Origin of the sequence: Actinoplanes sp. NPDC023801, assembly GCF_040639655.1 — a bacterium.
Classification (GTDB): Bacteria; Actinomycetota; Actinomycetes; order Mycobacteriales; family Micromonosporaceae; genus Actinoplanes.
The window spans coordinates 1-13,097 of sequence record NZ_JBFAAI010000011.1 but is presented as its reverse complement, the minus strand read 5'-3'; the positions used below and the strand labels follow the sequence as shown (position 1 = coordinate 13,097).

The 13,097-nt window shown below is 68.2% G+C and carries 13 protein-coding genes; 5 read left to right on the top strand and 8 right to left on the bottom strand.

The annotated features are described in order from the left end of the window. Positions 1-39: 39 nt before the first annotated feature. Complete coding sequence (locus AB0G04_RS20535; RefSeq protein ID WP_360984712.1) at positions 40-2,511, bottom strand: glycoside hydrolase family 3 N-terminal domain-containing protein; 2,472 nt, start codon at positions 2,509-2,511, stop codon at positions 40-42. Positions 2,512-2,723: 212 nt separating this feature from the next. On the opposite strand from AB0G04_RS20535, the gene AB0G04_RS20530 reads away from it, so the two are divergent. The 3 genes from AB0G04_RS20530 (at position 2,724) to AB0G04_RS20520 (ending at position 5,535) form a co-directional block, all read left to right on the top strand. Then, positions 2,724-3,824, top strand: coding sequence for a hypothetical protein (locus tag AB0G04_RS20530; protein ID WP_360984709.1), 1,101 nt, complete (start codon positions 2,724-2,726; stop codon positions 3,822-3,824). Positions 3,825-3,886: 62 nt separating this feature from the next. Next, on the top strand, positions 3,887-4,414 hold the full coding sequence (locus AB0G04_RS20525; RefSeq protein WP_360984706.1) for a hypothetical protein: 528 nt from the start codon (positions 3,887-3,889) through the stop codon (positions 4,412-4,414). A 344-nt stretch (positions 4,415-4,758) separates the two neighbouring features. Beyond that, positions 4,759-5,535 (top strand): tyrosine-type recombinase/integrase, encoded by a 777-nt coding sequence (locus AB0G04_RS20520; RefSeq protein ID WP_360984703.1) that lies wholly within the window; start codon positions 4,759-4,761, stop codon positions 5,533-5,535. Positions 5,536-5,756: 221 nt separating this feature from the next. On the opposite strand, the gene AB0G04_RS20515 is transcribed toward AB0G04_RS20520, so the two are convergent. The 3 genes from AB0G04_RS20515 to AB0G04_RS20505 all read right to left on the bottom strand — a co-directional run bounded on the left by AB0G04_RS20515 (position 5,757) and on the right by AB0G04_RS20505 (position 7,992). Next, entirely contained in the window at positions 5,757-6,356 is a 600-nt protein-coding gene (locus AB0G04_RS20515; RefSeq protein ID WP_360984700.1) for a calcium-binding protein, read from the bottom strand. A gap of 125 nt (positions 6,357-6,481) precedes the next feature. Then, positions 6,482-7,108: an NAD(P)H-binding protein gene (locus tag AB0G04_RS20510; protein ID WP_360984697.1), complete on the bottom strand. Its 627-nt coding sequence runs from the start codon at positions 7,106-7,108 to the stop codon at positions 6,482-6,484. Further along, entirely contained in the window at positions 7,105-7,992 is an 888-nt protein-coding gene (locus AB0G04_RS20505; protein ID WP_360984694.1) for an EamA family transporter, read from the bottom strand. Before AB0G04_RS20505 ends, AB0G04_RS20510 begins: the two co-directional genes overlap by 4 nt. A gap of 78 nt (positions 7,993-8,070) precedes the next feature. On the opposite strand from AB0G04_RS20505, the gene AB0G04_RS20500 reads away from it, so the two are divergent. Beyond that, a complete protein-coding gene (locus tag AB0G04_RS20500) occupies positions 8,071-8,961 on the top strand; it encodes a LysR family transcriptional regulator (RefSeq protein WP_360984691.1) in 891 nt (296 codons plus the stop codon). 23 nt (positions 8,962-8,984) lie between these two features. Next, the gene (locus AB0G04_RS20495) at positions 8,985-9,716 is read left to right on the top strand and encodes a hypothetical protein (RefSeq protein ID WP_360985384.1); all 732 of its coding nucleotides are present in this window, start codon (positions 8,985-8,987) and stop codon (positions 9,714-9,716) included. Here AB0G04_RS20495 and AB0G04_RS20490 read toward each other — a convergent pair. The 4 genes from AB0G04_RS20490 to AB0G04_RS20475 all read right to left on the bottom strand — a co-directional run bounded on the left by AB0G04_RS20490 (position 9,616) and on the right by AB0G04_RS20475 (position 12,102). Then, entirely contained in the window at positions 9,616-10,170 is a 555-nt protein-coding gene (locus AB0G04_RS20490) for a hypothetical protein (protein ID WP_360984688.1), read from the bottom strand. The two genes, AB0G04_RS20495 and AB0G04_RS20490, sit on opposite strands and share 101 nt — an antisense overlap. A 42-nt stretch (positions 10,171-10,212) precedes the next feature. After that, complete coding sequence (locus tag AB0G04_RS20485; protein WP_360984685.1) at positions 10,213-11,232, bottom strand: helix-turn-helix domain-containing protein; 1,020 nt, start codon at positions 11,230-11,232, stop codon at positions 10,213-10,215. A 103-nt stretch (positions 11,233-11,335) separates the two neighbouring features. Then, on the bottom strand, positions 11,336-11,557 hold the full coding sequence (locus AB0G04_RS20480; protein ID WP_360985381.1) for a sulfotransferase: 222 nt from the start codon (positions 11,555-11,557) through the stop codon (positions 11,336-11,338). Between the two features lie 200 nt (positions 11,558-11,757). Beyond that, positions 11,758-12,102 carry a hypothetical protein gene (locus tag AB0G04_RS20475; RefSeq protein ID WP_360984682.1) on the bottom strand — a complete coding sequence of 115 codons (345 nt, stop codon included), beginning with the start codon at positions 12,100-12,102 and terminating at the stop codon, positions 11,758-11,760. Between the last annotated feature and the right edge of the window lie 995 nt (positions 12,103-13,097).

The window sequence follows — 13,097 nt, the reverse complement described above, 5'->3', positions numbered from 1 at the left end:
GGACGAGCGCCGACCCTGCTGTCGCGTAGTCCGGGTCCCTCACCCTGCGGCGCACGTGACGCCGTTCGAGGTGAACGCAGCGGGCCGTGGATTGACCCCCGGATGGGAGGCGTTGAAGCCGAAGGTGACCGTCGCCCCCGGGGCCAGGACGGAACTCCAGGCCTCACCGCTCGCGGTGACCGTGGAACCGGTCTGCACCAGCCGTGCGGACCACGACTGAGTGACTATCTGGCCGCCGCTGAAGGTCCAGGTCAGCGTCCACGGGTTGAGGGCCGTCGACCCGGTGTTGGTGAGCGTGACAGAGCCGGTGAATCCGGAGTTCCAATCGTTGGTGGTGTACCTGATCCGGCACGACGCGGCGGGTGTGCCGCCGGGCGCGGTGGTCACCACCAGGGCCGACGACCGGGCCGAGCGGTTGCCGGCCGCGTCTCGCGCCGCCACGCTGAACTCGTAGGACGTCGCGGGGCTGAGGCCGGTGACGGCGTACGAGGTGGTGTTCGTCGAGCCGGCCAAGGCGCCGTCCCGGTAGATGTCGTATCCGGCGATCCCGCTGCCACCGGTGTCGGTCGCCACGGGCCACGTCAGCGTCAGGCTGGTGGCGCCCACCGCGGTCGCGGCCGGCTGGGCGGGCACGCTGGGCGCGGTGGTGTCTGCGGGTGTGGTGTCCGAGTAGGTCAGCCCGTAGCCGTACGGGAACAGGGGTGTCTTGCCGTCCCCGTCGTTGATCGGCTGCTGGGCGGCCGACTGCATCCAGGTCACCGGCAACTTGCCGGTCGGCGCGTAGTCACCGAACAGCACGTCCGCGATGCCGGCGCCCTCGCTGCCGGGTAGCCATGCGGCGAGCAGCGCGTCCCATTCCCCGATCTCCGAGGCGACGTCCAGCGGGCGGCCCGACACCAGGACCACGATGACCGGTACGCCGGTGGCGCGCAGCCGGGACAGGGTGGCGAGGTCGTCGGCGTCCAAACTCATCGTCCCGGGCCGGTCGCCCTGGCCCTCGGCATACGGTGTCTCCCCGATCACGGCGATTGCCGCGCGGTAGGTGCTGTCCACGCCGATGCCGTCGCGCTGATGGGTAACGGTGGTCGCGCTGCCCACGGCGGCGCGGATGCCGGCGAGCACGGAGGTGCCGGGCACGGTGTTGCCACTGGCGCCCTGCCAGCTCAGCGTCCACCCGCCGCTCTGGTTGCCGATGTCGTCGGCGCTCTTGCCGGCCACGAAGATCTTGCCGCCGCTCTTGCCCAGCGGCAGGATCCCACCGGCGTTCTTCAGCAGGACCTGAGACTGGCGTACGGCCTGGCGGGCCAGTGTCCGGTGCGCCGCGCTGCCGATCGTCGTGGCGTAACTGCGGTCGGCGTACGGCTTCTCGAAGAGCCCCATCTCGAACTTCTTGGTGAGGATCCGCCGGTTGGCGTCGTCGATGCGTGCCATCGGGATCTCTCCGGCCTGCACGGCCGCGCGCAGGTGGCCGACGAAGATCTTCCAGTCGGTCGGCACCATGATCATGTCGAGCCCGGCGTTGACCGCGGTGACCACCTCGGCCCGGGTGAAGTCGCGCTGGCCGTCAAGCTGGTCGATGGCGGCCCAGTCGGAGACGACGAAGCCGGTGAACCCCAGCTCTCCCTTGAGCAGGTCGGTTATGAGGTATCGGTGGCCGTGCAGCTTCGTGCCGTTGAAGCTGCTGTAGGAGATCATGACGGATCCCACCCCGCGTTCGATCGCGGCGGCGAACGGCGGCAGGTGGACGGCGCGCAACTCGGCCTCGCTGATCCGGGTGTCGCCCTGATCGGTGCCGCCGGTGGTACCGCCGTCGCCGATGTAGTGCTTGGCGGTGGCCAGCACCGAGGCGGGCCCGTCCAGGCGGACTCCCTGCAGGCCGCCGACGATCGTCGTCATCGCCGTGGCTATCTCCGGCTTCTCGCCGAACGATTCGTAGGTGCGGCCCCAGCGGTCGTTGCGGGCCACGCACAGGCACGGCGCGAACGTCCAGTCCTGACCCGCGCCGGTGACCTCCTCGGCGGTGGCCCGGCCGATCCGTTCCACCAAGGCGGGGTCACGGGTCGCCCCGAGGCCGATGTTGTGCGGGAAGATGGTGGAACCGGGCACGTTGTTGTTGCCGTGCACGGCGTCGATGCCGTACAGGATCGGAATCTGCAGCGGCGTGGCGAGGGCGCCGCGCTGGTAATTGTCGTACATGTCGGCCCAGCCGGCCGGAGTGTTCGGCGACGGCACCGACCCGCCGCCGGAGAGCACCGAACCGAGCCGATAGGACGTGATATCCGCGGGAGTCGTCGTGCCCCGCTCCGACTGCGTCATCTGCCCGACCTTGTCGTCCAGGCTCATCCGGCCGAGCAGGTCGGTGACTCGGGTGGCTACCGGCAGCGCGGGGTCTTGGTACGGGAGCGCCGCGACCGCGGCGGACGCGGCCGGTTGCGCCATGACGCCGGCGAGCAGTCCGGCCATTGCGGTCATCGCGACCGCTGCGCGGCCTGGTGCTCCACTGAAGCGCATGGTTCGTCCTCACGCCGAAAGATATCGATCAGCATCGTCGCATGGGAGCGCTCCCAGGATCAATGCCCAGGCTCGAGGTAGCGGCGCCGGGGCGCCGCACATCGCACCCCGCCCCCAGTCAATGGGTTAGCACGGCCCGCCTCCCTAGAGTCAGGCACACAGAGCCAACGCGAACGGCGTAAGAACCCAACCGGGGCCAGCTCTCCGCGGAGGTGAGCCGGGAACTCGCCGAGAACCGGGTGCGGTACCGGTCATCGATCGCGCCGAGCCGTGCCGCACATGCCCCCGACCCCGACAACCTCCGAACCGAGTGCCGGCAACGGTCGGAGGCGTTCACCACCCCGAACGGCTGGCTCGCCGATCGATTCCGCCAATGCATCCGCGGTACGACGTCGGGCCTCGTTATCAACACCGGCAACAACACGGTGGCCGGCGAGATCACCTTCGATTACTCGATTCTCGTCTGGGCCGACCGCGCCAACCGGCAGACCCAGGTCCGGCTGACCATCCCGGGGAATGACGCCATCGTCTCGACCGTCCCGGGCAATGTCATCGACTGGCCCAACCAGCACATCGACCTCATTCCAACCGGATGCTTCCCGTCGGCGATGATGATCTGCCCGACCGAGCCGGCCCGGACGCTGGACGAGTGGGCCAACAGCCCCGACTACGACATGTTCTTCTCCAGCCCGGCCGGAACCGGGGCCGCGCCGGACAACGTCGTGCAGAATCTCGCGACATACACCTTCGAGGTGGGCACGCTTCCCGTGCGTTCCGGTCTGCTCCCGACCAACTTCAAGACCAACACACGCTTCGACAGCGGCCGAACGATGTCACCCGCCCACGGGGCCGCGCTGATCGACTTCACGCCGACGCTGTCGTTCTCCCTCAGCGATCCGGCCGTCAACCAGAGCGCCCTGCACATCCGCGACGCGCAACTCAACCCGCAACGGACGTTCCCCAGCTGGCCGAACAAGTCCATCCCCGGCCGAGCCGGCGGATCCGAACCCCTGCACCGGCTGGTCGACAAACCCCTGCAGGACGCCAACCGCAGCGCCTCGATCGCCTTCTGCAAAGAGACCTGGGGACCCAACTACGCCACGGGCGGCCGACAGTGTGACGAGTACCCCTTCTGCACCACCTACGAGGGCGCGGCTACGGGCAGCGCCGACAACCCCGGGCTTCCGCCGAGGGTGTCGGTTCGCCCCATCAAGGGCCTCGACAACTGCACCTCCGGCTCACGGCTCGGCGCGTTCTACAACGCGCAACGCCTCATCGACCGCGACGCCTTCTTCGTCAACATCACACCGTAAATCGTAAAGTTGGGGCGGGCCGCGAGCACGGCCCGCCCCAACGCGGACAGTGGAGGCTGAACATGCCGCTGCTAGGCACGTACCGTGGCCAGGCTCTCCCGTACTACGGGCGGCTGATCATCGCTGACCCGTCGCTGTCGGGGGCCCAAGAAGTAGACTTCCAGCAGTGCGTGACTGACTCCGAGGACGCCATCATCGGCGCCAGCCGCTGGCGGGTGGCGCTCAAGGCGGCTCAGGATTCCCTGCAGATCGTGGTCAACCTCGAGCTGTGGAACAGCACGCCGAACACCGAGGCCGGTGAAGACTGGGAAGGACGCCGGGAACTGACCCTGGAGTTTCCAGGCGGACGACTCTGCGTGGAGAACATCTCCGACGGTCCCATCCCGCTTTCCCCCGGGGACATTGAAGCGATCGACCTGCCGCAAGGCCCGGGCATGTACCGGATCACAGCGTCGCATCGCGGGCGTGACCAAGCCGCCGCAGCCGCCCAGGAACTCTGGGACGCCGACGAATTGGAGGAAGGCTCCGAAGCCGAGTACGCCAAGCTAGCCGGCCCGGAGCAATACCTACTACGGATCTGGCCCGCCTGATCCTCGTGTCACGATCACATCGTGTACACCGGTGCGGAAGGCGCCCGGCCAACGCTTGACTGCCCGGGTGCCGCCCACCGAGCAGGCTGACGGCGCACCTGCCGACCGCATCCACGAGGCGAGCATCCGGGCCGCCAGTTCGGACGCCCACGATGTTGACCGCACCCGCGGCACCGGCAGTCCCGGATGCACACCGACTCCGACCTCAAAGTCTTCCTGCGTTGGTCAGCTACGCAATCGCTGGACCCGCTGCACGCGGCACGAACCGACATCGAACGCTACGTGCGCAGGCTCCGGACGTCCGGCTGTACCAGCCGTCGACGGTGTACCGGCGGCTGTCCGTGGTGATCGGCTTCTACCGCGTCTGCGTCATCGACCAGATCCTGCCGCACTCACCCGCCGACTACGTCCGCCGGCCACTGGTCCCACCCGAGTCACCCACCCTCGGCCTCAGCCATCTCCAGTTCGAGGCGATCATCACCACCGCCCGAGTGTCAGCCAACATCAACGACTTCGCTCTGGTCGCGATGCTGGGCTTACTCGGGCTGCGGATCTTCGAGGCCTGCGGCGCCAACATCGCCGACCTCGGCGAGGAACACGGCCATCGCGTGTTCGAAGTCCGCGGCAAAGGAGGCAAGGTCGTTCTCGTACCGCTACTGCCGGCGGTGGCCCGGGCTATCGACCGCGCCGTCGACGAGCGTGACGACGGTCCGGTCCTGCGCATCGCCCGCACCCGAATGGACCGGCACGCAGCGACCCGCCGTCTCAAGCACCTGGCCGAGACCGCCGACCTGCGGATCCCGAAGATGCACCCGCACATGCTGCACCACACCTTCGTCACCACCATGCTCGACGCCGACGAAATCCGGCCCCCTCCGGGTACGTCCGGTCAGGGTGCGGAACATATGAGCGACTGTGGAGCGACCGGCGGAGCGGCCATTCGTACAGTCCCGCTATCGGTTGGTCACCGGCGCCCTGTCGCGCGGTTGGTGATCTGCTCACGGCTCGTAAGGTGCCTGCCGTCCGAGTCCGACCGTGCGTCGAGGCCGGCGGGCGGGTGCAGGTTCAGGGTGTGGTCGAGACCTCGTCGGCCTCAGCTGGTGATCGTCGTCGGGGATTAGCAGGCCGGGTACGAGGCCGCGCCGCGGTAGGTGTGTCGCTTGGTGACGTAAGGCCTGGAACGCGTCCGGGTCGGTCGTGGGTACGTCGGCCGCGTTCGGTCCTGGCGTGTTCACGGGCGCGTCGTATTCGATGAGGGGGATCCCAAGGATCTCGGCACCGCCGTGGACCGCGCCGAACGCGGCACGGCACCGGTCGAACGCGACCGGTGCCGATGCTGTCGTCAGTTCTCGCAGCCGACCAGCGTGTCCTTCTTCGCCTTCTCGCAGTGGTCGCCACTGGCAGTGTTGCTGCCCCCGTTGAGCAGGTCAGCGAACGGCAGCTCCGTATTGTCGGCGTCGCCGCCGTCCATGGAGTCGTCGCCGGCGTCGCCGTAGAGTTTGTCTTGGCCGTCGCCGCCCACGACCCAGTCGTTACCGGCACCGCCGTGGATCGTGTCGTTGCCGTCGCCGCCCATGAACGAGCCGTCCCCGGCGTTTCCGGTGATCCGGTCTTTGCCCGAGCCGCCGAAGAGGGACTCCACGTCACCGCCGATGGTGTCGCGCTCACCGGTCTGCCCGTCGTCACCGGTGACACCATCGGCGTCGATGACGACGGCTTTCGTGTGGCCGGTGTAGCTGGCCACGTCGGTGCCAGAACCACCCAGCAGAACATCCGCTGCGACGGCCCCCAGGTAGGGGTCGTCACCATAGAGCCAGTCGTGGTTCGCACCGCCGTCGAGGTAGTCTCGGCCCAGTCCACCATGGAGGTCGTCCCCGCCGACGTCGCCGTAGAGCCTGTCGTTACCCGCGCGCCATGCTCCCGTGCGCGACCTGCTCGACATCCGAGCGCGGGGCACCGTGCAGTACGAGGCCAAGCACGACGGTTATTCAGAGACTCGGATGTGTTTCAGGTGAGCTTGGCACCCGCACGATGTGCGCTGGGCAGGCGGCCGCGAGCATGTTGCTGTCAATAGCCGACGGAAAAGTGCCGTTCTTCCGCCGGTTGTTCCAGTTCGTCGAGCACGGCGACGGCGAGGTCCTCCGCCGAGATGCGCGAGGTACCGTCCGGAGCCACGACTAGAGACGTGCCGCCGCGCCGGTATTGTCCGGTCCGAACGCCGGGTTCGAACAGTGCTGCCGGGCTGACGTAGGTCCAGTCGGCGGTATGCGGGCGGCAGGCGGCCAGTTGCGCGATGCTGGCGGCGGCGATGGTGCGCCAGGCAGGCGGTACGTATTCGGGAGCGTCGAACACCAGCCCGCCGCCGGGTGCCAGCAGCGGCGCGGACCCGCCGATGAACAAAATCCGTGTCTTCGCCGCGGCGGAGGCGTCGAGCAGGGCCGCGGTGACTGCGGTGACGGTGTGTTCCGCGCCAGGCGCCGGCCGGGTGGCGCCTACGACCGCGTCGGCGTCGTCGAACAGCTTGGTCATGAGTTCGACGTCGGTGGCGTCCCCTCGTACGTCGGTGACCTCGGGAGGCAGGGTGTCCGGCCGGGGGCCGGGCAGGACGGCGGTGACGTGGTGTCCTCGACGGCGGGCCTCGGCGACGATGCGTGATCCGGCCATCCCGGCGGCACCGACAACAGTGATCTTCAACGGTTGATCCTTTCCAGAGTGGGTTGGGGGCTCAGGTTGTGTGGCGTGAGCTGGGCGGCGACGATCGCTGCCAGGGCGAGGACGAAGCCGAGCAGTTGGACCGGACGCAGCACCTGGTCGAGCAGGACCATGCCCAGCAATGCGGCCACCATCGGCGACAGCAGGCCCAGCACGGCGACGGAGGTGACCGGCAGCGTGGTGATGCCGCGGAACCACAGGATGTAGGCGATCAGGCCGCCGGGCAGTCCGAGCCAGAGATAGCCGAGCGTGGCGGGTCCGTCGACGACGGGCGGGGCGCCCTCGAATATCCAGGTCAGCGGCAGCAGGAACAGCCCGCCCGCGGTGAGTTGCCAGCCCGCGTACGCCGTCGGGCCGACCCCGTCCGGGCGGCCCCAGCGCTTGGTGAGGATCACGCCGAGCGCCATCACGCTCGTCCCGGCGAGACCGGCCGCGATGCCGACAGGATCGAAGCCCGCGGCCGGTCCGATCACGACCAGGCCCACACCGGCTATCCCCACCATCCCCCAGGCGAAGTGCCACGCCGACGGGCTCTGGCGCAGTACCGCCACCGCGAGGACCGCCACTAGCAGCGGCTGCGCGGCGCCCAGGGTGGCGGCCACACCACCGGGAAGCCGTTCGGCGCTGACGAACAGCAGGGGAAGGAACAATCCGATGTTCAGGAGCCCCAGCGTCGCGGCCTTCAGCCACCAGGTTCCCCGCGGCGGCGTACGGGTGAGTGCGATCGCGATCAGCCCGGCCGGCAGCGCCCGCACGAGCGCGGCGAACAGTGGATGGCCCGGCGGCAGTAGTTCGGTGGTGACGACGTACGTCGTTCCCCACACCAGGGGGGCGAGGGCGGTCACCGAGGTAACCAAGATCTTCATGTGTTCAGCCTCAACGCACGGCAGCGATGAGTCCAACACATCGTTGTCACACCAGCGATCGCGAATCACGATGGATCAATGGAACTTCAGCAGATGCGGTACGTGGTCGCCGTTGCGGAGACGAACAGCTTCACGCGGGCCGCCGAACGGTGCCTCGTCGTGCAGTCCGCCCTCAGCCACCAGATCGCCCGCCTGGAACGCGAACTCGGCACCCGGCTCTTCGAACGCACCAGCCGACGGGTCCGGCTCACCCTCGCGGGACAGGCGTTTCTACCGGTGGCGCAGCAATGCCTCGACGCTGCGGAGCGCGCCGTCGCCGAGGTCGCCGCCGCCATCGGCGAAGTCCGCGGGCGGCTCACCGTCGGCCTGATCCCCACTGTCGCGGCGGTCGACATCCCCTCGGCGCTGCACGCCTTCCACAACAAGTACCCGCAGGTCCGAATCGGCCTACGCGTCGGCAGTAGCGAGCAGCTCATCGAACAGGTCAAGGCCGGCGCGATCGACCTCGCCTTTCTCGGCCTGCCCGTGACCACCCGACCCGAAGGAGTCGCCAGTAAACAGCTGGCCCACGATCGGCTGGTCGCCGTGGTAGCCCCTGACCACCCGCTCGCCGCCGAAACCGAGATCGACTTGGCCCGGCTGGCTACGGAAGCATTCGTGGACCTCCCAGCGGGAACGGCCGGACGCGCCCAATCCGATCTCGCTTTCGCCTCCGCGGGAGTGCACCGGCAGGTCGCGTTCGAAGTCACCACCGTCGACATCCTGATGCTCCGACTCATCCGGGAGAACCTCGCCGTCGCCCTGCTCGCGTCGATGTACACCCCGCACCTGACCGGAATAGCCACCGTCCCTGTCCGCGACGCACCCACCCGCATCGAGCACCTGATCTGGAACCGCTCCTCCCTCACCCCGGCAGCGAGAGCATTTCTCGCCGAACTGACTCTCTCCGTCGACGACGCGCGGCCTTAACCGCTGTTCAGGCCAGGCACGTGATGCCGACCAGGGCCGCCAACGCCCTCATCGACACCATTCGAGGACGCCTGCCGCCAGACTGCCGGTGTCTCACGAGACACCGGGAGTCTGGAGAACGACGGCTGGAGATGCCTCGCATTCGCCGAAGCAGCCGGATCTACTTGCTATCGAGGCAGCTCAAAGACCTGACGCACCCCGCCTCGTACATTGTCTACGACTTGCTCGAATTCGACGGCCACGAACTTCTCGACCGGCCCTTGCTCGAGCGCCGGCTACTGCGGGAAGAACTCCTCGCCGGTAACCCGCCCGGCCTGACACTGTGCCCGGCTACCCGCGACCCCGACGAAGCCCGCGACTGGTTCGACACCTACCACGCCGCCGGCTGCGAAGGCCTGGCCATCAAGGACCTGACCAGCAAGTACGGCGCCACGCTGGCGGGCTGGTGGAAATGGAAACGAAGGACGGTCACGAAGATAGGTGGATCGGGCTGTTGCGTCCCGCCGTCCGGTTTCATCGAGCCGGGGCCGGCGACGTGGTCGTCGGGCAACTGGGTGGATCGCCGGCTTTGCCGCAGGATCTGGAATGGCCACGGTCGGCCGCGGGGCGGCCATCCCAGCGTTCACCTACGTGTACAACGAGCCGGGCGGCCCGTCAGGCAAGGGTCTTGCAAAGGTTCTCCATCTTGCCGAGCCGGACCGGGACCTCCCGGACGCCGCCCGGCCGGTCGATCACGACGAAGTCGCCGCTGGTGATGTAGTCACCGCCGGGGAACCCTGTGTTGGCCGCCCGCACCGGCAGCGCGTTGTGGCCGTGTAGCTGCTGGATCCTCGTGCCGTCCGGCAGGTGGTAGACCCGGATCGTGCCGGTCGCGTCCCGGACTACCGAGCGCTTGTTGCTGGTGTTGGTGAACCGGATGACCAGCACACCGGCGAAGTCTTGCACCTGCGGCTTGCCGTCCGGGAAGGTGGCTACCGTACGCATCCACTCGCGGTCGGCGACGATGTCGCCCTTCAGCTCGAAGGGGCAGATCTGTCCGGCCGGGAGGACGAACGGCGGCGTGCTGGTCGGCTCCCAGCCGCCACCGCTCAATGCCCGCTCGGGCGCCGGTGCTGGCGCCGGTGCCGCTGACGCCGGTGCTGCCGCCGCTGACGTCGCCGTCACCAGCGTCAGAGCTGCCGCCAAGGACAATGCCTTTTTCGTACGCATGTCGACCTCCGTGATTCGAGACTCTGTCCCGACGATCGTCGGTCAACCGATGCGGCGGCTCCACGATTCGCTCCTCGCCGAATGATCGCCGGGTGCGGCGGCACCCAGCAGTTCGGTGCCGAGGGTGGTGCGCTGGTACAGCACGGAGCGTCCCGATCGCCGGGAGGTGACCAGGCCGGAGCGGCGCAGCACGGACAGGTGCTCACTGATCGACGAAGGGCTCTGCCCGAGCTCGCGGGCGACCTGCGTCGTGGACAGCGGCAGATCGAGCTTCGCCAGCAGTGTCGCCCGGCTGCGTCCGAGCAGGTCTGCGATGGGCAGTGCCGGGCGCCGGGCCGAGCCGTCCCAGACCTGCCCCACGCCGCGCGGGCTGTAGATCAGCTTCGGCGCCAGCGGATCGATGTCGACCAGTAGCGCGGGCCACACGAACACGCACGGCACCAGAGTCAGCCCGGTTCCGTCGAGCCGGCCCTGCGTCTGCCAGGTGGGCCATCGGATCCGCAACGCATCCGGCGCGTACTCCAGCTCGGGGTGCAGGTTGCCGAGCAGGCGCACGATGCCGCCGGAGGTCAGCTGGTCGGCCCGATAGTCCATCTCGGCGTCGAGCAGCGCGGCCAGGCGCGGCCAGATCGGCTCGATCGCCGCCGCCCAGTAGGACTGGATCTCGGCGGCGAGCCGGCCGAGCTGGCGATCGGGATCGTCATAGAAGGACCGGAGCGCGTCCGGCGGCGGCGCGGCGCCGCCGAGCAGCTCCAGCTGAGACCGTACGACCGCGGCGGGGGTGGCACGCAGCCGGTCCAGCTCGTCGGTGAACCGGGTGTCCATCCGCCCGGGCGTGGGTGTCAGGAAATCCGGGAAGTACCGCGGGTCGTCGAGCAGCGGCCGCAGCAGATCGAGCCGCAGAGCAGCGACGGAGCCCCGGACCGAGCGCGCCCACGGCTGGTGCATCCGCGCTCGATCGGTACGGCGCCCGACGAGCATGCTGGTCATGAGCTCCTGCATGGGAGACCGGGCGAACCGGAGCCGCGCCAGGTCACCGGACTGATACCACAGCTCAATCACGCATCGACGGTAACGCATGAGCGGCCGCCCGGATCCCGGATGAGCGGGTGCCTGACGAACTGCCGGCGTGAGGTGATGCCGTGTCGATACTCCGCGGCCGCCGCTATCGGTACCGGTGCATCCGGTACGCGACCGCGGCCGCACCGAGCACCGCCGTCACCGCCGCCATCCCGGCGAGGCTGCGCGCATACATGGCCAGGGTCCGGCGCTGCAGATCCCGCTCGAATCCGTCCGCCGCATTGTCGTGCGGGAACGGCCCTCCCGGGACAGGCACCCTCAGGAACTCGCACAGCGGTCCAATGCCCGAGCCCGCGGAGATAGTCAGACTCGCGTTCGCATCCGCATCACGGTGACGCCAAAACGAACGCCTTTGAGTACCACATCAACTGATCAGTGCTCTGATCTGCGGAAATACTGACGGCATCGCGTATTGAGGTGTTGCGAGTTCGGGACGCGTGACGGCGTACCGGTTTCAGCCCAGCCAGCATCCGGACCTGCCTGCAGGCGGGTGGGCGGGCTCTTCCGTCAAGCAGCCTCGATGTCCAGTAGCTCCGGCGATGGGAGCTCGTCCGGGTCCGTCTCCTCGACGCCGACCCACTCGATGCCGCCGAGGACTTCACCGCGCTGCGGATCCTCAATCGTGTAGAGGAACAGACCGTTGTGGGAGCCTCGAACGCCCGCATTGGCTCGTACCGTCATCCCGAGCCCGCGGCCATGCTGGAAGTCGATGGACGGGCACCCGCAGCCGCAGGCGTCGACGACGACTACTTCCATCGCCTGGCGCCGCAGGGTCGCAACGTCAGGGAAGTCAACCGCCAGAAGGGCGTCAAGCACAGCTCGCTCTCGCTGTGTCAGCGGCCTCGCGTCCATGCCGTGATCATCCCACCAGTGTCAGACTGTCAGCATCCGCAATTGCCGTCGTCGCTTGCTGTAGCTAGAACGCTTCATGCCTCGGAGGCGCTGCGTTGCCTTCGGTGGGAGGGGGCCAAAAAAGGTGCCTCGTCACTACCGAACGGGCAACGCCGGGATCTCGGCGGCCCTCGTCGAGGTCGGCATCAAAGCGGAAGGGTCGTCGTCCGGGCCGAACGGTGCCAAAATGGGCTGAAGCGCCCAGCCTATCCACCAAAGAATCCTGGACGCAGTCGGTGTGCCCGGCGCCGCGTTGCTCGGCGCGGAGGGCGTCGGCTTCGCGATCGCTATGGCGCCCTCGACGGCGGCCGCCTCAACATCGGCGCATGCTCGCTCGGCGGCGCCCGGCACGCCCTCAACCACGCCACCTCCTACCCGCGTAACCGCAGCGCTTCCGTTGGGCCGCTGGCCTAGGTCGCCGACGCGCACACCAGCTCGCTGCTCAAGTCAGCTTCGCGCACTGTTGACGGACACGAGATAGTCCAGATCCGCGGACACGTGCACGAAAGATCTTTCAGCGCTTGCCGTTACACCGAGTGTTGGAGGATGGGTTCCAGAGGAGCGATCATCATTAATGGCTCGAGGTGCCGGCTCTTCCGACTCTGGGGCAGTGGCCGAAGGAATTCAGTGGCAAGCCGACCCGCACCACAGGCGCGTCTATCGCGCCGAGAAGCGGAAGCGGTGCGGCAGCATCCGATCGCAATCCTCCAGGACCGCCGCGTAATCTCGCTCCTGCTGTTCATCGGCCCGAGGGGCCAGTTACAGACCGTCAGCGCCGTTGTCCGCCCGCACGGATTCGTCGTGTCCGTCAGCAGGGACCGCGGTGTCCATGGACGCGGAATCTTCCATGTCCGCTACAGAGGTTGAAAGGCTGAGGTTCGCGTCGTCACGGTAGTTCCGGGTCGAGGGTCATGCCGGTGTTGGCGAAGAAGCCGGCGAGGAGATCGGTTTGTCGC

Excerpts from the sequence above, each read along its gene's own strand:
- AB0G04_RS20475 (WP_360984682.1), bottom strand. The coding sequence starts at position 12,102 with ATGGACGCGAGGCCGCTGACACAGCGAGAGCGAGCTGTGCTTGACGCC.
- AB0G04_RS20515 (WP_360984700.1), bottom strand. The coding sequence starts at position 6,356 with ATGTCGAGCAGGTCGCGCACGGGAGCATGGCGCGCGGGTAACGACAGG.
- AB0G04_RS20500 (WP_360984691.1), top strand. The coding sequence starts at position 8,071 with ATGGAACTTCAGCAGATGCGGTACGTGGTCGCCGTTGCGGAGACGAAC.
- AB0G04_RS20495 (WP_360985384.1), top strand. The coding sequence starts at position 8,985 with ATGCCGACCAGGGCCGCCAACGCCCTCATCGACACCATTCGAGGACGC.
- AB0G04_RS20490 (WP_360984688.1), bottom strand. The coding sequence starts at position 10,170 with ATGCGTACGAAAAAGGCATTGTCCTTGGCGGCAGCTCTGACGCTGGTG.
- AB0G04_RS20505 (WP_360984694.1), bottom strand. The coding sequence starts at position 7,992 with ATGAAGATCTTGGTTACCTCGGTGACCGCCCTCGCCCCCCTGGTGTGG.
- AB0G04_RS20525 (WP_360984706.1), top strand. The coding sequence starts at position 3,887 with ATGCCGCTGCTAGGCACGTACCGTGGCCAGGCTCTCCCGTACTACGGG.
- AB0G04_RS20535 (WP_360984712.1), bottom strand. The coding sequence starts at position 2,511 with ATGCGCTTCAGTGGAGCACCAGGCCGCGCAGCGGTCGCGATGACCGCA.